This is a genomic window from Sinorhizobium sp. BJ1, from assembly GCF_002531555.1.
Classification (GTDB): Bacteria; Pseudomonadota; Alphaproteobacteria; order Rhizobiales; family Rhizobiaceae; genus Sinorhizobium; species Sinorhizobium fredii_B.
In genome coordinates this window covers 1-20,395 of sequence record NZ_NWTH01000005.1, presented here as the reverse complement: position 1 = coordinate 20,395, position 20,395 = coordinate 1, and the positions used below count along the sequence as shown (strand labels likewise).

Annotated in this window: 17 protein-coding genes and 1 pseudogene; 10 read left to right on the top strand and 8 right to left on the bottom strand. The window is 63.7% G+C overall.

Annotated features, from left to right (window positions below):
• Positions 1–89 precede the first annotated feature (89 nt).
• On the top strand, positions 90–737 hold the full coding sequence (locus tag CO676_RS08510; RefSeq protein WP_013851159.1) for a TetR/AcrR family transcriptional regulator: 648 nt from the start codon (positions 90–92) through the stop codon (positions 735–737).
• A gap of 400 nt (positions 738–1,137) precedes the next feature.
• Positions 1,138–1,972 (top strand): annotated as a pseudogene (locus CO676_RS08505) (AI-2E family transporter); the annotation flags it as partial.
• Between the two features lie 20 nt (positions 1,973–1,992).
• Here CO676_RS08505 and CO676_RS08500 read toward each other — a convergent pair.
• Both CO676_RS08500 and CO676_RS08495 read right to left on the bottom strand, forming a co-directional pair.
• Positions 1,993–2,805 carry a methyltransferase domain-containing protein gene (locus CO676_RS08500; protein ID WP_097520397.1) on the bottom strand — a complete coding sequence of 271 codons (813 nt, stop codon included), beginning with the start codon at positions 2,803–2,805 and terminating at the stop codon, positions 1,993–1,995.
• Between the two features lie 304 nt (positions 2,806–3,109).
• Positions 3,110–4,018 (bottom strand): SDR family oxidoreductase, encoded by a 909-nt coding sequence (locus CO676_RS08495; protein WP_097520395.1) that lies wholly within the window; start codon positions 4,016–4,018, stop codon positions 3,110–3,112.
• An 82-nt stretch (positions 4,019–4,100) separates the two neighbouring features.
• Between CO676_RS08495 and CO676_RS08490 the strand changes: the two genes are divergently transcribed.
• The 3 genes from CO676_RS08490 (at position 4,101) to CO676_RS08480 (ending at position 6,738) form a co-directional block, all read left to right on the top strand.
• Positions 4,101–4,688: a TetR family transcriptional regulator gene (locus CO676_RS08490; RefSeq protein WP_097520393.1), complete on the top strand. Its 588-nt coding sequence runs from the start codon at positions 4,101–4,103 to the stop codon at positions 4,686–4,688.
• Between the two features lie 245 nt (positions 4,689–4,933).
• A complete protein-coding gene (locus CO676_RS08485; protein ID WP_097520391.1) occupies positions 4,934–5,608 on the top strand; it encodes a glutathione S-transferase family protein in 675 nt (224 codons plus the stop codon).
• Positions 5,609–5,688: 80 nt separating this feature from the next.
• Complete coding sequence (locus CO676_RS08480) at positions 5,689–6,738, top strand: aldo/keto reductase (RefSeq protein WP_097520390.1); 1,050 nt, start codon at positions 5,689–5,691, stop codon at positions 6,736–6,738.
• Between the two features lie 59 nt (positions 6,739–6,797).
• Here CO676_RS08480 and CO676_RS08475 read toward each other — a convergent pair whose 3' ends face one another.
• The 3 genes from CO676_RS08475 to CO676_RS08465 all read right to left on the bottom strand — a co-directional run bounded on the left by CO676_RS08475 (position 6,798) and on the right by CO676_RS08465 (position 11,532).
• Positions 6,798–8,783 (bottom strand): acyltransferase family protein, encoded by a 1,986-nt coding sequence (locus CO676_RS08475; protein WP_097520388.1) that lies wholly within the window; start codon positions 8,781–8,783, stop codon positions 6,798–6,800.
• A 354-nt stretch (positions 8,784–9,137) separates the two neighbouring features.
• Entirely contained in the window at positions 9,138–10,364 is a 1,227-nt protein-coding gene (locus tag CO676_RS08470) for a PLP-dependent aminotransferase family protein (protein WP_097520386.1), read from the bottom strand.
• A 250-nt stretch (positions 10,365–10,614) separates the two neighbouring features.
• Positions 10,615–11,532, bottom strand: coding sequence for an adenylate/guanylate cyclase domain-containing protein (locus tag CO676_RS08465; protein WP_097520385.1), 918 nt, complete (start codon positions 11,530–11,532; stop codon positions 10,615–10,617).
• 246 nt (positions 11,533–11,778) lie between these two features.
• Here CO676_RS08465 and CO676_RS08460 point away from each other — a divergent pair, with 246 nt between their 5' ends.
• Together CO676_RS08460 and CO676_RS08450 are read left to right on the top strand one after the other, a co-directional pair.
• Positions 11,779–12,381: a class I SAM-dependent methyltransferase gene (locus CO676_RS08460; protein WP_097520383.1), complete on the top strand. Its 603-nt coding sequence runs from the start codon at positions 11,779–11,781 to the stop codon at positions 12,379–12,381.
• Positions 12,382–12,715: 334 nt separating this feature from the next.
• Complete coding sequence (locus CO676_RS08450) at positions 12,716–12,970, top strand: hypothetical protein (protein WP_014765052.1); 255 nt, start codon at positions 12,716–12,718, stop codon at positions 12,968–12,970.
• A gap of 75 nt (positions 12,971–13,045) precedes the next feature.
• Here CO676_RS08450 and ilvC read toward each other — a convergent pair whose 3' ends face one another.
• A complete protein-coding gene (gene ilvC / locus CO676_RS08445; RefSeq protein ID WP_097520381.1) occupies positions 13,046–14,065 on the bottom strand; it encodes a ketol-acid reductoisomerase in 1,020 nt (339 codons plus the stop codon).
• Positions 14,066–14,125: 60 nt separating this feature from the next.
• A complete protein-coding gene (locus CO676_RS08440) occupies positions 14,126–14,773 on the bottom strand; it encodes a TetR/AcrR family transcriptional regulator C-terminal domain-containing protein (protein ID WP_097520379.1) in 648 nt (215 codons plus the stop codon).
• Between the two features lie 443 nt (positions 14,774–15,216).
• Here CO676_RS08440 and macA point away from each other — a divergent pair, with 443 nt between their 5' ends.
• On the top strand, positions 15,217–16,485 hold the full coding sequence (gene macA / locus CO676_RS08435) for a macrolide transporter subunit MacA (protein ID WP_097520377.1): 1,269 nt from the start codon (positions 15,217–15,219) through the stop codon (positions 16,483–16,485).
• An 8-nt stretch (positions 16,486–16,493) separates the two neighbouring features.
• Entirely contained in the window at positions 16,494–18,437 is a 1,944-nt protein-coding gene (locus CO676_RS08430) for a MacB family efflux pump subunit (protein WP_097520375.1), read from the top strand.
• A gap of 202 nt (positions 18,438–18,639) precedes the next feature.
• Here the strand turns inward: CO676_RS08430 and CO676_RS08425 are convergent, their stop codons facing one another.
• Positions 18,640–19,203: a transglutaminase-like cysteine peptidase gene (locus CO676_RS08425; protein ID WP_097520373.1), complete on the bottom strand. Its 564-nt coding sequence runs from the start codon at positions 19,201–19,203 to the stop codon at positions 18,640–18,642.
• A gap of 404 nt (positions 19,204–19,607) precedes the next feature.
• Between CO676_RS08425 and CO676_RS35160 the strand changes: the two genes are divergently transcribed.
• A partial coding sequence (locus CO676_RS35160) for a hypothetical protein (RefSeq protein ID WP_179875436.1) occupies positions 19,608–20,395 on the top strand: 788 nt, incomplete at its 3' end.

Genomic DNA, 20,395 nt, shown 5'->3' with positions numbered 1-20,395 from the left:
AGGACACGATAAAATCACCTCTTGGAATTTCCGATACTGCGTAGTATCGTAATTCACGAATAACGATACTGTCAAGGACTGTAATTATCGTGAGCGAAAATAGTCGAGGCAGGAGAGGCCGGCCCGCCAATGAGGCGCTCGGCCAAACGATAGTCGACGCCGCGGGCGAACTCTTTGCGGAATTGGGCTTTCAAGCGACGACATTGGACAAGGTCGCCCAGCGAGCGAAGATATCCAAGCTCAGCATCTACAGGCACTTCGAGAACAAAGAGGCGCTGTTTGGAGCGGCCTTTGCGGCCCGCTGCCAGCAGTTAATACCACAGGCCCTTTTTGAAGGCGTCGACGGCTCGGCCGAAGATCAGCTCATGGCGGTGGGATCATCGCTGCTTCGCACGCTGTTGCGCCCGGACGTCCGCAACGTCGAAGCCATGGTCATGGCCGACACGCCGAACCAAAAGTCGTTGAGCAAGGTCCATTACGAAGCCGGCCCCGCCCATATCACCGCCCAAATCGAGGCCCTGTTGCGTCAGTTGGACGCGAAGGCGGCTTTGAACGTGCCCGATCCTCTCCGGTCCGCCCGCTTGTTTGCCGCACTTTTCAAAGGCTCCGATCTCCTGATTGTCGCACGCTTCGATGAGGCGAGAGCAGAGGACGATAACGAGATCGAATCCTATTGCCGGTCGGCCGTCGCCATGTTCATCGCCGCGCACGGTGGCAGCGACCACGCGGGCGGATAGCCTAGACGAGGCCGCGAAGGAGTACTTGATATTTTGGATGCCCGCATTGACATCAACGCCTTGGGCGGTGTTCCAGGACCTGTGACAGGCGGCGTAACCGCTACCACCCCATTCGAGGCCTTAGTGCCGGCTTAGCAGACCGTCAGCTTTCGGGAAGCTGCAACGGTGGTCTGAATGGCGGAAATGGGGCGCAAAGCAGTCGTTCGCCAAGTGTGGCAAGAACGACTGGAACGGGCCGGAGGCGAACGAGAAGGCCCTTGTTGCGGGCAACCCATCTTCCCGCCGCCCCACCCTCGCGTACACTTCCCCTCGCCGCCTGATCCCGTTCTCACCCGGACTGCCGCGATCACCCGGCCATGCCGGCCCGTGGCGTGGGCGAACGGCGGCGGGGAGAGCCGCCATGGACGATGCGCAATCTCCAGTCAAAGCCGAGCCTGCCAGCGCGCCGGCGTCGATCGAGCCGCGGGTCACCGAGTTCCTGCGGCTCGCGTGCTGGCGCTGTTCGCCTATTGGTCGTTCACGCTTGTCGCCCCCTTCGCGATCATCGCCATGTGGGCCGGCATTCTCGCCGTCGCGCTCTACCCGCTTTTCAGGGCGCTCACAGCCCTCTTGGGCGGCCGCCCTCGCCTTGCGGCGGCGGTGATCACGCTTATCGCTTTAGCGGTGATCGCCGGCCCACTGGCGGCGATCGCCATGAGCTTCGCCGAAGCCATCCAGGCGCTTCTCGGAAAATTGGCAACCGGTATCCTTGCCGTGCCGGCCCCGCCGGATTCGGTGCGTGACTGGCCGCTGATCGGCAACTGGCTCCATACCGCCTGGGCCCAGGCCCCCGGCAATCTCGAAGCGACGCTGCAGCGGCTCGCGCCGTCGCTGCTGCAGGCGGGCGGCACGGTGCTTGGCAAGCTCGCCGGCATCGGCGTCGATCTTGCGGCCGCGACGATCCGCAATGTCGCGCGCGGCGTGATCGCCGGGCTTGCCTTCTCGCTCTTCGGCATTCCCGCGGCAAGCGTGCTCGCCTTCGCTGTCCTCATATTCTGCATCATACAAATCGGCCCGGCCCCGATCCTCCTGCCGGTCGCCGTCTGGCCTGGATGGCGATGGAAACCCGCGCCGCCCTCGGCCTGACGCTGATCCTCGTCCTGATCAGGCTGATCGACAACATCCTGAAGCCGCTGCTCGTCGCCCGCGGGCTCAGGACGCCGATGCTTGTCATCCTCGCCGGCGTGATCGGCGGCCGCCTCCTAAGGCGGCGCGGTTAGCGCACCGCCTCCACCACATGCGCCCGGATCCGGCGCTCGATCATCCCGTTCCCGAACCGCTTCGCCAGCGCCTCTGCCACGGCCTGCGACACCGCCGCCAGCGCTGAAGCGTCGCGCTCCTCGATCTCGCTGCGGACGGGCGTTCCCTGGCAGATGGCCATCGCCGCGTCGGAAGCGGACACGGGGCCGTTCGTCTTCTCGAGCGTTTCGAGTATGATGTCGTGAAAGCCGGCAGCCTCGAGGTCGGCGCGGATAATTTCCGGATCCCCGTAACCGTGTGGCACGCGGCGCATGAAGCTCGGCGGGTTCTCTGGAAAGCGCGCCTTCAGCGCCTCCAATATCGCGTGCGCAACCTCGTTTGCCTCGATCCGATCCCACACGTTGAAGAGGAAGCGCCCGCCGGGCTTCAGCACGCGCCGCGCCTCGCGGTAGGCTTCCACCCGGTCGGGGAAGAACATCACGCCGAATTGGCACAGGACGACATCGAAGCTCTCGTCGTCGAGGGGCAACGCCATGGCATCCGCCTGCTGCCAGATGATCCGCTCGTCATCACCTAGCTTGGTGTGCGCGACGTCCAGCATCGGCTGGTTTAGATCGGTCGCGACGAGTTGCGCCTCGACATCGAGCCTCGGCGCCAGCGCCCGGGTGACGACGCCGGTGCCGGCGGCGATTTCCAGCACGTCGAGAGGTTTCAGCCGCGCCGCCCGCTCGGCAAGGTCGACCGCATAGGGCTCGAAGAGCAGCGGCACCATCAGCCGCTCGTAGAGCTCGGGTATCGCACCGGCAAAGAGCTTGTCCTTATCTGCCATGAGTCCCTCCCGCCTCGGCCGGCCTAATCACGGGCCGGCGCGAAAACATCATACGCTCTTGCGCCATTTCCGCGAAGCCGCCTGGCGCAGACAACCAGAAGCTCGAACGAATTAGAGCCCTGCCGGCCGGTCTTGCACACTCGCCGCAGCTTCACGTAGCGTCAAAGCGGCTCCCCGCCCCCTCACCCCTGTGCTTGTCACAGGGGTCCAGCCACGGTGCGTCCGCACCGTGATAAAAGCCGTCAAAGCAGCAAGAATTCTCCCGCGCCGCCGACGCGTACCCTCGCTAGGCCGGCGCCCGCCTTCACCTATACCCCGTCGCATCCGCAGCCTTGCCTGCCTCCATCACCTCGTCCATGTACCGCCAGCAGTCCGGCCGCGAGCCGTCGAGGTCAGTGAAGCCGTAGACCTGAGCCAGCCCGCCGCTTGAAAGCGACTGGCCGCTGAAGCGAGCCTTGTCCGGATCGGCGGCGAGCGCCGCGACGGCGCGGCCGACGAAGCGCGGGCTCTCGGAAATCACGAAATGCGGCTGATGGGCCGTCGCATCCCGCCAGTTCTCCTCCGTCACCTTGAACGCCTCGAGCATCATTTCCGAGCGCAGCCAGCCGGGGGTCAGCGAGACGGCTGTGGCGCCGTGCGGGGCGAGGTCCTTGGCATGCGCCCAGGCCATGCGGTTCGCCGAGGTCTTCGCGAGATCGTAGAAGGGCGAGAGCCGATAGTGCTCGGCATTGTATTTCGCCGTGCCGTCGGTCACCTCCACAAGCAGCCCGCCCGGCCGCCCGATCAGCAGCGGCAGCGCGTAATGGGCGGTGATCAGATGCGTGTCGACCGCCAGCCGAAGGATCTTCAGTCCGTTCTCGAGATTGTGCTCCCATACCGGCTTGTTCCATTCGAAGAGCTTCTCGCCACCCCAGATGTCGTTGACGAGAATATCGAGCCGGCCCTCGTCGCGGCGGATGCGTTCGACAAGCGCCTGCACCGCCTGCGGCTCAAGATGATCCACCTGCACGGCGATGCCCTTGCCGCCCGCTGCCGTCGCGAGTTCCGCCGTCTCCTCGATCGTCTCGGGCCGCTGGTATTCCGAGGGCTGCTCGCGCGTCGTCCGTCCCGTGACATAGACTGTTGCGCCTGCAGCACCGAGTTCTACCGCTATGCCGCGGCCGGCGCCCCGCGTTGCGCCTGCGACCAGCGCCACCTTGCCTTCGAGCTTCATCTCGTCCTCGTTGAAAAATCATCTGGCATCAATCACCAGGCCAATATATAAACGCGTATTCGGTTATAAATAAAGGTCAAAAATGCCCCGCCCCAAAACCCTGCCGAACGAGGAGGTGCTCGACGCCGCCATTAGCATCATGCGTAAGGAGGGGCCGGAAGGCCTCACCTTCGCGGCGCTTTCCGCCGGCTGCGGCCTTTCCGCCTCGACGCTGGTCCAGCGCTTCGAAACGAAGTCGCGCCTCATCCAGGCAGCCTTGCTTCAGGCCTGGGACCGGCTCGACCGGCTGACGGCGGAACTGGCGGAAAGCACGCCGAAAACACCCGCAGGCGCGGTATCCCTCCTCGTCGGCCTCTCGGGCGACTATGGCGGCATCGAAACCTATGCGGACGATCTGATGATCTTGCGCGAGGACCTGCGCGATCCCGCCTTGCGCGCCCGGGGCGCTGCCTGGCGCGACGCGCTCTCCGCCGCGATCGCGGCGCGGTTCGAAGGCGTCGCCGCCGCCCCCACCGGCGTCGGTCTGATGATGGCCTCCCAATGGCAGGGCGCGCTCCTCTGGTGGAGCTTCGACCCGCGCCTGCCGGTACAGGATTTCGTGGAGGAAAGCCTCAAGCGCTTCGTCGCCGCTTTCGTGACGGCACCTTCCGCCGCGCCTGAGCGGCGATGATGCCCGTGCGGGCTTACGCGCATGCGCTGCGGCCCATCTCACCTGCGAAAAGCACACCCCCTCGTCATCCTCGGGCTTGCCGAGGATCCACAATCGAGCGGCTGTTGGCGGCTGGATACTCGGGTCAGGTCCGAGAATGTCGGAGCAACCTCTCGCGCGGAGGCTTACGCGAAATATCCCTTTCGTCTCCGTGTTCCTGCGCTATACTGATTGCATAATGCAACCAATCTATAGCAGGAACCCACATGGCGTTGACGCTTTACATCCATCCGCTCGCCTCCTTCTGCCACAAGGTGCTGATCGCGCTCTACGAAGCCGGCATCCCCTTCGAGGCGGAGATTGTCGATCTCATGGACCCCAAGGAACATGCCCGCTACCTGGAGGTCTGGCCCGCCGGCAAGATCCCGGTGCTCTACGACAGCGACCACGACAGGACGGTGCCGGAGACCTCGATTATCATCGAATATCTCGATCAGAACTATCCCGGCAGTGTGCCGCTGATCCCGCGCGATGACGCTTTGGCGCTCGAAGCGAGGCTCTGGGATCGGTTCTTCGATCTTTACGTGCAAGTGCCGATGCAGAAGATCGTCACCGATACCTTGCGGCCGACCGGCGAGAACGACCGACGCGGCGTCGCCGACGCCCAGGCGGCGCTGGCCGTCGCTTACGACATGGCCGAGCAACACTTCAAACACAAACGCTTTGCGATCGGTGAGAGCTTCTCGATCGCCGATTGCGCCGCGGCGCCTGCGCTGTTCTATGCCGGCATCGTGCAGCCCTTCAACGGCACTCATCGCAACCTTTCGGCCTATTTCGAGCGCCTGCTCGAGCGTCCGTCCTTCCAGCGCACGCTCGCCGAGGCGAAGCCCTATTTCGATATGTTCCCCTACAAGGAAGCGATTCCGGCGCGCTTTCTTTGACCCTCTGGCCGGGGCGCCGCTTGCTTTCGCGCCCTCTCCGGCTACCTTCTCCGGCAACGCCCACGCAAGGGAGCGACACAATGGAATATCGTCAGCTCGGCCGCTCCGGCCTCAAAATCTCGACCATCACAATGGGAACGATGACGATCGGCGGCGGCGGCAATTTTGCCAAGGTCGGCAATGTCGGTGTCGAGGAGGCGCGCCGCTATGTCGACCTCTGCCTCGATGCCGGCGTCAACCTGATCGACACGGCCGATATCTATTCGACCGGCACCTGCGAGGAGATCCTCGGCGAGGTTCTCGGCGGCAAGCGCAAGAACGGCGTGCTTGTCGCCACCAAGGCGCGCTTCTCGATGGGTCCGGGCCCGAATGACGGAGGTCTATCGCGCCAGCACCTGATCAGCGCCTGCGAGGCGAGCCTCAAACGGCTGAAGACCGATGTGATCGACCTCTACCAGGTGCATGAATGGGACGGCCAGACGCCGCTCGAGGAGACGATGGAGGCGCTCGACGCGCTCGTGCGCCAGGGCAAGGTTCGCTATATCGGCTGCTCCAACTATTCCGGTTGGCACATCATGAAGGCGCTCGGCATCAGCGCGCTCGAGCATCGCCAGCGCTTCGTCAGCCAGCAGATCCACTATACGCTGGAGGCCCGCGAGGCCGAATACGAGCTGGTTCCGATCGCGATCGACCAGGGCCTCGGCATCCTCGTCTGGAGCCCGCTGGCCGGCGGCCTCCTCTCCGGCAAGCACCGCCGCGGTCAGGCGCCCGAGGGCACCCGCCAGTTCGCCGGCTGGAACGAGCCGCCGATCCGCGACGAGGAACGGCTGTGGAAGATCGTCGACATGCTGGTGGCGATCGCCGCCGAGCGCACCGTCTCGCCCGCACAGGTGGCGCTCGCCTGGCTGATCGGCCGCAAGGCGGTCACCTCCGTCATCATCGGCGGCCGCACCGAGGCGCAGTTCCGCGACAACCTCGCCGCCGCCAGCCTCAAGCTTACCGACGAGGAATGCGAACTGCTCGACGCCGTCAGTCTGCCGCCGGTCATCTATCCCTATTGGCACCAGCTCTGGACCGCCAAGGATCGGCTCGGCGCCGCCGATCTGTCACTGCTCGGGCCGCATGTCTGAACGGGGGTATTTACGGGCCCCTCATGCAACCGCAGTAAGCGCCGGATCAAAACCGGTTGCTACCGCACCGCGCCGACGCGGCCGTCCCCGAAGATCGCGCGTTCCAGCCGTGGCGCAAGCGATTCCGCATAGGCCGTGGCGATATGGTGGCGGTCGCGGAAGGTGAGCTTTCCGTCGATCACCGCAGGGCACGTTGACCTGTTGCAGAAGAGATCGACCACATCGACATAAGACGCATGCATCTCCAAAGCCGCCTTCCTTTCCGCGGCGGGGATGGTTTCCTCCACCGCCTCGCTGCGCGGCGTGTCGCAATCGCTTGGACTGCGTTTCTGCCAAAGCGCGCGCGCCACGCATTTGTCGAGATAGGATTTGTGGACCGGCACGTCGCGCAGCAGGACGACGTCGCTGCCGGCGCGTTCCAGTGTCTCGACCGAGCGCTTGATGCCCTTCGCCCAGTCCTGCACATCCATCTGGTGACTGGATATCGAATTGATCTCGTTCCTCACATAGCTCGACGAGTATTGCGAAAGGATCACCACATCGGGCTTCAGCGCTGCGATCTCGCCGAACGTCCGGCGTTTCCACGCGTCGCACTCGTCATAGTTCCGCATCAGCACGCCGTTCCAGGTCGGCACATCCGCCGCCGGACAGGACGACTTCAGGAAGGTCACGAGCCGCCAGCCATTGTTTTCGGCGATCTTCTTGAGCGGCGTCGACCAATGGTCAGCGTGGGAATCGCCGAGGAGCACAATCGTTTTCTTCGGGTTGGCAGCGCCGAATTTGCAGGCCTTGGGCCGGACCGCCTCCCTTTCGAGCACGCAGGCCGAATCGAATTCCCGCGCCGCCGATTTTCGTTCGGCGCTTTGCTGGATCAGCCGCTGCTCGCCATCAAGGCTGTATCCTGCCAGGGCCGCACTGCCATAGGCGAGCGTCGTGCCGGCTCCGGTGAGCAGCACAGCCAGTCCCAGCGATCGGCCCGTCTTGGCCGCCAGCCAGCCGTTTTGGCGGATCGGATTTTCGATGAAATGGTAGCTGAAGAGCGACAGCAGGACGGTGACCGCCAGGCATAGGAACCGATCGACCACCGTCAGCTCGGGCTCGACGATGCCCGCATAAACGATAACCGGCCAGTGCCACAGATAGAGGGAATAGGAAAGCTTCCCGATCTCCTGGAACGGCCGAAACGCCAGAGTGGACTTAGGCCCGGCGGCCCCCTGATGTGCGCCGCTCAACAGCACCATCACCGTTCCGAGAACGGGCACGAGCGCGATCGAGCCCGGAAAGGCGATCTCCTCCGTCACGGTCAGATAGGCGGCGGCAATGAGCAGAAGCCCGAGCCAGCCAAGGGCGGGCGAAAAGCGAAAGCGCCGCGCCCACTCCTGCGGCAGCGCCATCGACGCAAGGCCCCCGATGGCGAATTCCCAGGCTCGCAACGGCGAGAAATAGAAGGCCCAAGGCTGGGACACGGCCGTCATGTGCCAGCAGAGCGCAAACGAGATGGCGGCCACAAGGGCGAGGAGAAAGAAGAGCCCGCCCTTCCCTGGTCGAAGCCGCGCGAAGACGAGAAGCAGGGCCGGCCAGACGAGGTAGAATTGCTCCTCGACCGAGAGAGACCAGAAATGGATAAAGGGATTGTTTGACGCATCCGCGGCGAAATAATCGACCGTCCACCGGATCAGCCAGAGATTGATCATGTAGGCCGAGGCGAACAATGATCCCTTCGAATAGAACTGCTGCTCTGACGGCGCGAGGATGAAATAGCCGAAAAGCAGCGTGGCCAGGATGACGAAAAGCGAGGCAGGAAGCAGCCGGCGGGCGCGGCGCGCATAAAAGCGCCAGAGATCGACTGTGCCGGTTTCTGCAATTTCCTGTTGCAGATGCCTGGTGATCAGAAAGCCCGAAATGACAAAGAAGATATCGACGCCGACAAATCCGCCGGGCAGGCTGGTCATTCCGAAGTGGAAGGCGATGACCCCGGAGACCGCCAAGGCCCGTAGTCCTTCGATATCCGGACGAAACCGTCCCGAGGATGCTTGTGTACTCATACAAACGACGCCCTGTCCCTAGGTCGCCCGGTCGGCCGAGGACATCAGCAAATCGAGCGGCAAAGTTCCCTGACGCACCGCAACAATCCTGCTGCAGCGCGGCGTAATCGGGCGTGATCCTGGTTCAGAATATGGCCTCAATAAGGGGCCTGTCGTTTGATCCCTCGCGCGACCGGTGATCCCGAACGCTCATACGGGCGTTGCGGCCACTCGCTTAGACTGCCTAAGAACCGTTGATCGATTCAGAGAATTTCATTTATAACAGAGACTTGCGCCGAAAACCTCAACTGTAGTCGTTGCTGACCGATGGTGCCTTTTGTCACGGCACCGATCAATTGTGGAAAAAATGTCGAGCTAGGCGGCTTCCGCCATCTCGCCGCGAATCAGATCGCCGAGCCGGCGGATGCCTTCATCGATCATTCTGTCATTGGCGCAGGAGAAACTTAGACGCAGCGTGTTTTCACCGGAGCCGTCGGCGAAGAAGGCGCGGCCTGGAACGAAGGCGACCTTGGCAGTCTGGATCGATTTGGCCAGCAGTTCGGCACCGTCCGTGTCCTTAGGCAGCGTTACCCAGACGAACATGCCGCCCTCCGGTTTCGTCCATGTAACGCCGGCAGGCATGTATTTTTCGAGCGCCGCAAGCATGGCGCTGCGGCGATGCTTGTAGACCCTGTGGATCTTCGCCACCTGTTCGTCGAAGCCGCGCTCGGCGACGGTGCAGATCGCCATCTGGTTGATCGTCGAGGAATGAAGGTCGGCTGCCTGCTTCAGCAGCACCAGCTTGCGGATCACCGGCTCGGCTGCGCAGACCCAGCCGACGCGAAGCCCCGGCGCCAGCGTCTTGGAGAAGCTGCCGCAATAGATTGTCCGGGCACTGTTGATGTCGCCCCTGCGGGCAATCTCCAGCGCCAGAATCGGCGGGATCGCCTCGCCGTCATAGCGCAGTGACTGGTAGGCGGCGTCCTCGATCACCGGTATGGCAAGTTCCTCGGCGAGATCCAGCACCCGCTCACGGCCGGCGCGGTCCACCGTCTCGCCGGTCGGATTGGCGAAATCGGCCGAGAGGTAGGCGAATTTGACCCGGCCGCCTGCCTCGGCTGCCGCCTGGACATAGGCTTCCGGGGTGCGGTTGCCGCCAGGATTCAATTGGTCGTAGTTCGGCTCGTAGGCGTTAAAGGCCTGCAGCGCGCCGAGATAGGTCGGCCAGGTGACGAGCGCCGTGTCCTTGGGCGAAAGAAAAAGCTTGCCGAGATAGTCGAGCCCCTGCTGCGAACCGGAGGTGATAAAAATGTTGTCGACCGTCGCGGGAATGCCGAGCGGGGCCATCTGCTTGGCAAGCCACTCACGCAATGGCCGGTATCCTTCGCTGACGGAATATTGCAGCGCGGCGCTGACGGCCGGCCCGCCGAAGATCTCCGCATAGGCTTGGCCGAACTCCGCATCGGGAAAAAGCTCGGGATCGGGGATGCCGCCGGCAAAGGAGATGATGTCCGGACGGTCGAGCAGCTTCAAGAGTTCACGGATTTCCGAAGCCTTCATCCGGCTCGAGCGCGTGGCAAAAATGCTTTCCCAATTGAGCATGCGGTCCTCCCGTTTGCGAGGGCCGGAGATGATCACAGCGCACGATTTATGTCAATGTTCCTGACCTATCTTGCTGCAATTGGCCGACTTGCAGCGCGTGAAGCGCGCGCCTCAAGCAGAGATCCGCGTTGCATGACAATTGCGATATGAAGCTAGCAGGTGCCGCGATCGAACTTCAGTATTCGCGCCGGGCATTCTCGCCTCGGGCGCGCCGCTGCCTCGACCGCTCAGGGCATTGTGCAACGCTTGACTAGCTGCCTCGCCCGCGCGTGACCCCCCGAAGGGCTGCGGCGATACCCAGGCCGAGCAGCGGCCAGACAGCCCAGAATCGTCCCTCCCAGGAGAGAAGGTTGATCGTGACCACCGCGATCCCAGCCAGGGCGAGCATGGCAAAACCGCGATCGACCCGCGCGGTCCCGATCCAGAACAATGCTGCGGCCATGCCCATCGCGAAAACGGGCCAGACTGCCCAGAACTCGCCCTCCCAGGACGACAGGTTTATGGCGACGAGGCCGGCCGCGCTCACGCCGAACACGGCATAGATCCGGTTAAATCGGCGCACAGGCTCGGTGGCCGGCGCCGGCTGCACGGGCTGCGCCTGCCGGCCGAAGCCCGGGTTGGCCATCGGCGCGGCTCGTCCCTCCTCGGCCCCGATCCGAACCGCATAACTCGGAATGCCGCCCTCGATGTTTTTGACCTCGAGCTGGCCAAGAAAGTCGAAGCCAACCGCTACCTTGTTGCGCACCTGGTCATAGACGGTGTTGGATATGATGACGCCGCCGGCCGGCGCAGAGGCTTGCAGACGCGCGGCGATGTTGACGCCATCACCGTAAATGTCGTCGCCTTCCGCGATCACGTCGCCGAGGTTGATTCCGATGCGGAAAAACATCCGCGCCGCGCTCGGTCGCCCGGCGTTCAGTCCGGCCAATTCATTCTGGACGTCGACTCCCGCCCTCACCGCTTCCACCACGCTCGGGAACTCGGCGATCAGCCCGTCGCCCCAAGTGTTGACGATCCGCCCATCATGCGACTCGATGAGGCGCGCCATGGCGTCGCGGTAGTGCTTGAGGGTGGCAAGCGTTCCCTCTTCGTCAGCCCCCATCAGGCGCGAATAGTCCTGAACGTCGGCGCAGAAGATGGTTGTCAACTTGCGACGCGCTTCCGACATGGCCCTTGATCCTCGCTCGATCTCCGCCGCGTGGGATTACAACCCAGAGACGCCGATCCGATGCACGATTCGCCACTCGAATCCATTCCCGCTTCAGCATACAGAGTGCAAGCTGCTACGGCGACCCGCAATGATGCGAGATGGTCAAACGAGCCACAACCTTGGCACGATTCTCCAGCAGCCACTGGCTGCCTGGTATGCGGCATGGCGTCCTGATAGTTGGGGGGGAGCGATGGGAGAGTGTAGATGACGACGATCGATGACGGCAACGCGAGCTTCTACCGCGACAACGCCGCCGCCTATGCGGGCCGTGCCCGCCGAACGCCTGCGGCACGGCTCGAAAAGTTCCTCGCAAGGCTCCAGCCCGGCGCCTGCGTGCTGGAGCTTGGCTGCGGCGGCGGTCAGGACAGCGCCTACATGCTCGCCCGTGGTTTCGACGTGACGCCGACGGACGGATCGCCGGAACTGGCGATGGAGGCCGAACGTCTGCTCGGCCGACCGGTGGAGGTGGTTCGCTTCGAAGAGCTTTGCTGGCGCGAGCGCTTCGACGGCATCTGGGCAGAGGCCTGCCTGCTGCATGTGCCGCGCACCGAACTTCCCGGTGTGCTCGCCCGTATCCTCGTGGCGCTGAAGGCTGGTGGCGTGCTGCATGCAAGCTTCAAAGCCGGCGAGATGGAGGGCCGCGACGGGTTCGGCCGCTACTACAATTATCCCTCGCGCGACTGGCTGTTGCGGCGGTTCGAGGAGACGGGCTGGACGGCGATCGATATCGAGGAGACGGATGGCGGCGGCTATGACGGCAAGCCGACGCCCTGGCTGCATGTGGCGGCCAGCAAGCCCGATAATTGACTTCACAAGGTGAGCGCAAGCGGGAAGTCGAAGAGCGCGCTCGAAAAATCATTGAAGACCTGGAGGTCGCGCCCGATGCGCTCGCCGAGACGGCGCTCCGCTTCGTCCTCAGCCACCCGGCAGTCTCAAAGGTCATCCCGGGCATGCGCTCCGTCCGCAATGTCGAACACAACTGCGCGATCGGCGATGGGCGTGGCCTTGCCGGCGGGCAGCGCGAGAAGCCACAAATGGCCGCGCAATTTCTATCGGGATTGATTGCCTCGTTGGAGGAACCGAAGTCCGTCGGCGGTTGGATCCCGTGCATCGCACGAAGCGATGGAACTGGAGATTTCATATGTTGAAGCAAATGTTGGTTGCAGCCGCGATATCGGCAGTTTGCGTGTCCCCCGTCTTCGCACAGGCGGATCTCGTTTGTGACCAGGCGGGCATGACGAAACTCGAAACAGATGTCGGCCAGATCACCGACTCGGGACGGAAGGAGATGGCACAGAAAGAGTTGGCCATGGCCAAGGAAGCCATGACGGCGAATGACCAGGAAAAGTGCAAGACTCACATGGCAAATGCCATGAAGGGCAAAGACCCGATGTGATGCGGTCCTCCGCCGCCAGACATGAGAAAGCCGGAGCTTTCGCCCCGGCTTTCCTCTAGCCTTGGGAGGTAAGGCTTAGTTCTTCGCCTTGTCGACCAGCTTGTTCTTGCCGATCCAGGGCATCATGCCGCGCAGCTTGGCGCCGACTTCCTCGATCTGGTGGGCGTCGTTGACGCGGCGAATGCCCTTGAACCGGGCCGCACCCGAACGGTACTCCTGCATCCATTCCGAGGTGAACTTGCCGGTCTGGATATCCTTCAGCACGCGCTTCATCTCGGTCTTGGTCTCTTCCGTGATGATGCGCGGGCCGGTGACGTATTCGCCCCACTCGGCCGTGTTGGAGATCGAATAGTTCATGTTGGCGATGCCGCCTTCATAGATCAGGTCGACGATCAGCTTCACTTCGTGCAGGCACTCGAAATAGGCCATTTCCGGCGCGTAGCCGGCCTCGACCAGCGTTTCGAAACCGGCGCGGATGAGTTCGACCAGACCGCCGCAGAGAACGACCTGCTCGCCGAATAGGTCGGTTTCGCACTCTTCCTTGAAGTTGGTTTCGATGATGCCCGAACGGCCGCCGCCGACGCCGCAGGCGTAGGAGAGCGCGAGATCGAGGGCGTTGCCGGAAGCGTTCTGGTGAACGGCGACGAGGCAGGGAACGCCGCCGCCCTTCTGGTACTCGCCGCGAACCGTGTGGCCCGGGCCCTTCGGCGCGATCATCACGACGTCAACCGAAGCCTTCGGCTCGATCAGGCCGAAATGGACGTTGAGGCCGTGGGCGAAGGCGATCGCGGCGCCGTCGCGGATGTTGCCGGCGATTTCGTCTTTGTAGATGTCGGCCTGCAGCTCGTCCGGCGTCGCCATCATGATGAGGTCGGCCCACTTGGCCGCTTCGGCGACCGAGAGAACCGAAAGGCCGTCGGCCTCGACCTTGGCGGCGGTTGCCGAGCCAGGCTTCAGCGCGATGCGGATTTCCCTGGCGCCGGAATCCTTGAGGTTCAGCGCATGGGCGCGGCCCTGGCTGCCATAGCCGACGATGGCGACCTTCTTCGATTTGATCAGGTTGAGATCGGCATCACGATCGTAGTAGACGCGCATTGAACTATCCTTCCCTTTGCTTGTCCGTTTCCCTTTGACGGTCCAGACGTCCGACCGCCGTTACCCTTTTCTGCCGTAGAGCGCGAGAAAGGCGTCAACCGCCCGCTCCGCCCTTCCGCCAAAATTCTTTTTCAGCCCGCTCGGATCCTCGCCGAGCAGCATGCGCAAATGCCAGTCGGAGACGACGAGACCGTAGAGGGCGCCATAGGCCTCCTCCGCATCGCCGAAGGTGAGAAGCCCCGCCTTACGCCCCGCCTCGAGCAGTGCCCCTGCCCTGCGGCCGATCTGCCGGCGCCCGCGCTCCTCGAGCAGTCGACCAAGCTTGGAGCCTTCGCGGCTTGCCTGGCCGATCGCCAGCCGGTTGAGCGCCAGCGACACATCGCCTGCAAGCACGTCCAGCAGATCCTTGGCGAAGGCGACAAGATGCGCCCGGAGGCTCGCCGCGTCCAGCGCATCGGCCGAAACGTCGAGCGTCCTCACCTTGCTCGCCTGGAAGGCGATCATCGCCGAAAGCAGCCCATCGCGATCGCCGAACCACTTGTAAAGGCTTTCCTTGGAGCAATTGGCGGCGCGCGCCACCCCCGCGGTCGTCAGGGCCCTCTCGCCGCCGTCGACAAGGAGCCGCAGCGCCTGTTCGAGCACGGCTCCCTGACGAACCGTCAGTCCGTTCCCGGCACCCGTCTCCCTGCTCTCCAAGACACCCTGCACTTCGCGATCGCTCCGTCAGTACCGTACGGTACGGTTCGCATTCTTCTAGTGGCACCGCCGCTGTGCGTCAAGCCAGTTTCGACCCGGTAGGAGAATTTCGAGGGAAAGGCCAATGTTGTCATTGGCTCGAAAGTAGTCGATCCCTATTGAACCGGACCCAAGGTCATACCTCGTCCAACTCGTTCGCAGCTACACCACCTCCGTCAAGGGCGGAGCTGGCGCGCCTCGGAACTTTCCGGCCATCTACTTGAGAGGCAGCGCACGCAACGGCTTCGTTTCTACCCATGTGGCATTAGGCGCTCCGAATCGACTTCGCCGCGGCATCGGCTTCGCCAGTGGCTGCGGCGATGATTACGAAAATATAATGCACCCGACGCTGTTCCCTCGTCCCGTTCGCCCTTATTTTGGAAGGGAATAACCGACGGCGGAAAGCCACTGTGCCGATGAGGAAGACAGCGAAGACGATCAGACAGGAAGCGCCGGCTTCGGCGGCGAATGTCACCCTGATGCCGAGCCCCGTAACACCCGTCCGCCGCAAGCGACGCGGGCGCCTTCGGATCGCCGTGCCCGTCCTCATCGCCGTGCTCGGCGCCGGCTATTACGCCTGGAGCCAATACGGGACGCAGCCCGAGACCGCGATGATCACGCAAGTCGTCATGCGGGGCGACATCGAAGACAGCGTCACCGCCGTCGGAACGCTTGACGCGATCAAGTCCGTCGACGCCGGCGCGCAGGTCTCCGGCCAGCTGAAAGCGCTCCATGTGGAGATCGGCGACAAGGTCGAGGCGAACCGGCTCGTTGCCGAAATCGATCCCGCCTCGATCGAGAACAGGATCGAGATCGACCAAGCGGAACTTGCCCATCTTGAGGCCCAGCTCGTCTCGACGAAGGCCCAGCTTGTGCTGAAGGAAGCGAATATCGAGCGCCAGCGCAGTCTCGTCGCGACGAAGAGCGTTTCGCAATCGACCCTCGACCAGGCGATCGCCGACCATACCGCCGCTCAAGCAGACGTGCAGGCAATCGAGGCGCAGATCCGTAAGCAGAAGGCGACGTTGGCCGGCGACAAGGTCGATCTCGGCTACACCAAGATCTATGCACCGATGGCCGGTACGATCGTTGCCAATCCCGCCAAGGAAGGCCAGACGCTCAACGCCAACCAGACGACGCCGACGATCGTCACCATCGCCGATCTCGCGACGATGACCGTCAAGGCCCAGGTCTCGGAGGCGGACGTCGGCAAGCTGAAGATCGGCATGGACGCCTATTTCACCCTGCTCGGCCAGCCCGGCAAGCGCTTCGCCGGCAAGTTGCGGCAGATCCAGCCGATGCCGGACACGGAAAACAACGTCGTCCTCTACTACGCGCTCTTCGACGTGCCCAATCCGACCGGCGAACTGATGATGTCGATGAGCGCCCAGGTCTTCTTCGTCGAGGCTGCCGCAAAGGACGTGCTCGTCGTGCCTGCCGCCGCCATCCGCACGGCCGGAGGTGATAGCGCCGGCAAACCCAGGACGGAAGTCACCGTGCTCGGCCCGTCGGGCGCCACCGAAACCCGCCCGGTCGAAATCGGCATCCGCAACCGCGTCAGCGCCGAGATCGTCAGCGGCCTGAAGGAGGGCGAGAGCGTCGTTGTCGACTCGAGCGCGGCCTCGACCGGAAGCAGCCAGCGCAATACGCGTACGCGCGGCATGCGCATGCCGCCGATGTTCTGAGCACGCCGATGCAGGTCCTCATCTCGCTCAAGGATGTCAGCAAGACCTATTTCAACGGCGACCTCGCCGTCGAGGTGCTGCACGATATCTCGCTCGATATCGAGGCCGGCGAATTCGTCGCGATAGTCGGCCAGTCCGGCTCCGGCAAATCGACCCTGATGAACATTCTCGGCTGCCTCGACCAGCCGACCTCGGGCGAATACCTGATCGAAGGCGAAAGGGTCTCCGGCTTCGACGGCGACGAACTCGCCGGGCTGCGCCGGCGCACTTTCGGTTTCGTCTTCCAGGCCTATAACCTCATCCCGACCGCAAGCGCTCAGGAAAACGTCGAGGTACCGGCAGTCTATGCCGGCGTGTCGGCGCATAGCCGGCACGAGCGGGCGCAGGCGCTCCTGAAATCCCTCAATCTCGGTGAGCGGCTCGACCATCGGCCGAGCCAGCTTTCCGGCGGCCAGCAGCAGCGCGTCTCGATTGCCCGCGCCCTCATGAACGGCGGCCGCGTCATCCTCGCCGACGAACCGACCGGTGCGCTCGACAGCCGGAGCGGTCGGGAAGTGATGGCGCTTCTGCGGGAGATGAACGAGAACGGCCACACGATCATCGTCATCACTCATTCGCGCGAGGTGGCCGAGCAGGCCGATCGGCTGATCGAGATCCGCGACGGCCGCATCATCGCCGATCGCGCCAAGAAGGGCCGGAGTAATCCGGAGGCCGCATTCGGCCTTGCCCAGCGCACGCGCGAAGGCCTTGCCGCGATCGCCGACGTTTCGGAAGCGGTCAAGATGGCGATGCGGGCGCTGCGGGCCAATCTGTTCCGCACGATCCTGACGCTGCTCGGCATCGTCATCGGTGTCGGCTCCGTCGTCGCCATGTTGGCGATCGGCACCGGCGCTCAGGATTCGGTGTTGAGCCGCATTTCCTCCATGGGATCCGACCTTCTGCTGGTGCGCCCCAGCATGGCCAATTTCCGCGGCAGCGCGGGCGGCAGCAACGTGACGCTGGTGCCGGCGGACGCCGACGCCATTCTGGAATTGCCGAACGTCGCCTTCGCCGTTCCGGAGATGACAAGCACGGTGACCCTTCGGCGCGGCAATGTCGACTATCAGACGACCGCCAACGGAACCGTACCGCAATTCATGCAGGCGAAATCCTGGCCGATCGGACGCGGTGAGTTCATCAACAGCGACGATATGGAGGGCTATGCCCCGGTCGCGGTCCTGGGCCAAACGGTGGTCAAGACGCTCTTCCCCGAGGACTCAAGTCCGGTCGGCCAATATGTGCTCGTCAACAAGATCCCCTTCCAGGTGATCGGAGTGATGAGCGAAATGGGGGCCAGCGCCGGCGGCAACGATCAGGACGACGTCGTGCTCGTGCCGCTCACCACCGGCAGCATGCGCATTTTCGGCCAGCGCAACATCCGCACCATCACCGTCAAGGTGAAGGACTCCGCGGCCATCGACCTGACACAGGAGAGAATCCAGACGCTCCTCAACGAGCGCCACAAGAGGGACGACACGCAGATCACCAACATGTCCTCCGTGCGTGAGGCGTTCACCGAGACGTCGAACACGATGAAGCTCTTCCTCGGCTCCGTCGCAGCGATCTCGCTTCTCGTGGGCGGCATCGGGGTCATGAACATCATGCTGGTCAGCGTCAGCGAGCGTACCCGAGAAATCGGCGTGCGCATGGCGACCGGCGCCCGTCAGCGCGACATACTCGTGCAGTTCATCGTCGAGGCGCTGGTCGTGTCCGCCATCGGCGGCGCGATCGGCATCGTCGCCGGACTCGGCACCGCCTACGTCGCCCGCACGTTCGGCATGCCTGTCAGCTTCACCGCCGGTCCGGTAGCGCTTGCCTTTGCCTGCGCCTTCCTGACGGGCCTGCTCTTCGGTTACCTGCCGGCCCGCAATGCCTCGCGCCTGCAGCCCGCCGTAGCACTGAGCGCCGATTAGCGGCCTTTGCCATCACCCGTTCGCTGTGCTCTCGTTAGCACAACGAAACCGGCTGAAACTCAGGACTCTCCGCGCGTCTTATCCGACGCGCAAAGGGGCGCTGCAGCACTTTAAATTGCTGCATCTCCTTAAATCGACGTCGATTTAAGGAGACATTTAATAGTGCAGGTGCTCGCCCAGCTGCGGGCTGGCCGAAGGCGCTTCAGATCTCTTGAGCGCCGCCGATGAGCTCCCAGCGTCTGCCATTCGACTGCGATTGCCGCGCAAAATAGTCGTAAGGCGTTCGCGACCAGTCGCGCACGGAATTGGTCATGTTGTCGAGCACAAGGTCACCCTCGCTGGTGCGGACGGTAAGCACCGTGTGGCCCGCGCCGTGATAGCGTGCGACCGTCAACAGCAGCGCCGATGCCGGCCAGCCGCGCTTTAGCAGCTCACGCTTCTTCAGGATAGCGAAGTCCTCACAGTCTCCATAGCCCGTCGGCACCCGCCAGTCGTCGTCCTTGCCGACATTGGCGAGGTCACTGCGCTCCCTGATGCGCGCGTTGACGGCTCGATTGACCTGCTGCAATTCGCTGGCCTTGTCGGCCTGAAGCGAGACGGTTTTTGCCCCGCCTTTGGTACTGCACAAGGTGGGTTCGCGCGTGCAGAACGAGGCGAAAGCCGGCGGAGCAAAGGCCTTGCCGCCAATCTTCATGGTTGTACCCGCATGAGCGGCCATCGGGGCCGCAATCAGCAACAAACAGACATGCGCGATGAAGCGTTTCATAAAGTTCCCCCCTCAACAGTCGGCGCAGAGCCCCAGTCCGACGTAGAGTCTAGCTAATAAGGATTAACGCCGGCTTGATTAAGCCAAATTGGGGCAGGGATGTGGCGAGACTACCAATATTTCGTAAATTGACCGTCAAGCGGTTCTTGGAAAAATATTGGATAATTTCTTAAGTGTTATTGCGTCGGAGTATTTCTATGCGAAGAATTGGTAAAATATCGCCTAAATTAATTCTCCTACTCTCCACCGCATCAATAGCAGCCATAATCGTAGCAATGGACGCCAACGCAGTAGAGCGCCGGCGCATGACTGCGGCTCAATGCAGTCCCCTGACGGAAGACAACTTTGCATCGTGCTGCGCTGCAATAAATCGTTCGAAGATTCTCACGCGTGCACAGATCAGGATGTGCCCGCCTCTGTCGACTGCGGCCATTGGCAAGAACACGCGCCGAGATGATCGCAGTGATGGCGCCAGCCACGGCGACGGCAAGGACGGCAATGGCGGCGGCAGCTCCGGTGGCGGGAGCGGCGGCTTAGGCGGCAGCGGCGGCACTGGTGGTGGCTCCACCCCTGGTGGTGGCACCGGAACAGGTGGTGGCGGTGGCACCGGCGGCGGCGGTACCGGTGCTGGCGGCGGCGACACTGGTGGTGGCGGCGGCGGCGGCACTGGTGGTGATGGCGGCACTGGTGGTGATGGCGGCGGCTCCGGTGGTGGTGGCGGCACTGGCGGTGGCAGCGGCGGTACCGGTGGTGATGGCGGCGGCACTGGTGGCAGCGGCGGTACCGGTGGTGATGGCGGCGGCACTGGTGGCAGCGGCGGCGGCACTGGTGGTGATGGCGGCACTGGTGGTGATGGCGGCGGCTCCGGTGGTGGCGGCGGCTCCGGCGGTGGCGGTAGCTCCGGTGGCGGCGGTGGCTCCGGTGGCAGCGGCGGCTCCGGTGGTGGCGGCGGCTCTAGTGGCGGTGGCGGCTCCGGCGGTGGCGGCGGCTCCGGTGGTGGCGGCAGCTCCGGCGGTGGCGGTAGCTCCGGTGGCGGCGGTGGCTCCGGTGGCAGCGGCGGCTCCGGTGGTGGCGGCGGCTCTAGTGGCGGTGGCGGCTCCGGCGGTGGCGGCGGCTCCGGTGGTGGCGGCAGCTCCGGCGGTGGCGGTAGCTCCGGTGGCGGCGGTGGCTCCGGTGGCAGCGGCGGCTCCGG

What these genes read in the sequence shown, in the direction of transcription:
- CO676_RS08470 (WP_097520386.1), bottom strand. Translation starts at nt 10,364, where the DNA reads ATGCTCAATTGGGAAAGCATTTTTGCCACGCGCTCGAGCCGGATGAAG.
- CO676_RS08495 (WP_097520395.1), bottom strand. Translation starts at nt 4,018, where the DNA reads ATGAAGCTCGAAGGCAAGGTGGCGCTGGTCGCAGGCGCAACGCGGGGC.
- CO676_RS08450 (WP_014765052.1), top strand. Translation starts at nt 12,716, where the DNA reads ATGTTGAAGCAAATGTTGGTTGCAGCCGCGATATCGGCAGTTTGCGTG.
- CO676_RS08485 (WP_097520391.1), top strand. Translation starts at nt 4,934, where the DNA reads ATGGCGTTGACGCTTTACATCCATCCGCTCGCCTCCTTCTGCCACAAG.
- CO676_RS08480 (WP_097520390.1), top strand. Translation starts at nt 5,689, where the DNA reads ATGGAATATCGTCAGCTCGGCCGCTCCGGCCTCAAAATCTCGACCATC.
- CO676_RS08500 (WP_097520397.1), bottom strand. Translation starts at nt 2,805, where the DNA reads ATGGCAGATAAGGACAAGCTCTTTGCCGGTGCGATACCCGAGCTCTAC.
- CO676_RS08430 (WP_097520375.1), top strand. Translation starts at nt 16,494, where the DNA reads ATGCAGGTCCTCATCTCGCTCAAGGATGTCAGCAAGACCTATTTCAAC.
- CO676_RS08465 (WP_097520385.1), bottom strand. Translation starts at nt 11,532, where the DNA reads ATGTCGGAAGCGCGTCGCAAGTTGACAACCATCTTCTGCGCCGACGTT.
- macA (WP_097520377.1), top strand. Translation starts at nt 15,217, where the DNA reads ATGAGGAAGACAGCGAAGACGATCAGACAGGAAGCGCCGGCTTCGGCG.
- ilvC (WP_097520381.1), bottom strand. Translation starts at nt 14,065, where the DNA reads ATGCGCGTCTACTACGATCGTGATGCCGATCTCAACCTGATCAAATCG.
- CO676_RS08475 (WP_097520388.1), bottom strand. Translation starts at nt 8,783, where the DNA reads ATGAGTACACAAGCATCCTCGGGACGGTTTCGTCCGGATATCGAAGGA.
- CO676_RS08425 (WP_097520373.1), bottom strand. Translation starts at nt 19,203, where the DNA reads ATGAAACGCTTCATCGCGCATGTCTGTTTGTTGCTGATTGCGGCCCCG.
- CO676_RS08490 (WP_097520393.1), top strand. Translation starts at nt 4,101, where the DNA reads ATGCCCCGCCCCAAAACCCTGCCGAACGAGGAGGTGCTCGACGCCGCC.
- CO676_RS08460 (WP_097520383.1), top strand. Translation starts at nt 11,779, where the DNA reads ATGACGACGATCGATGACGGCAACGCGAGCTTCTACCGCGACAACGCC.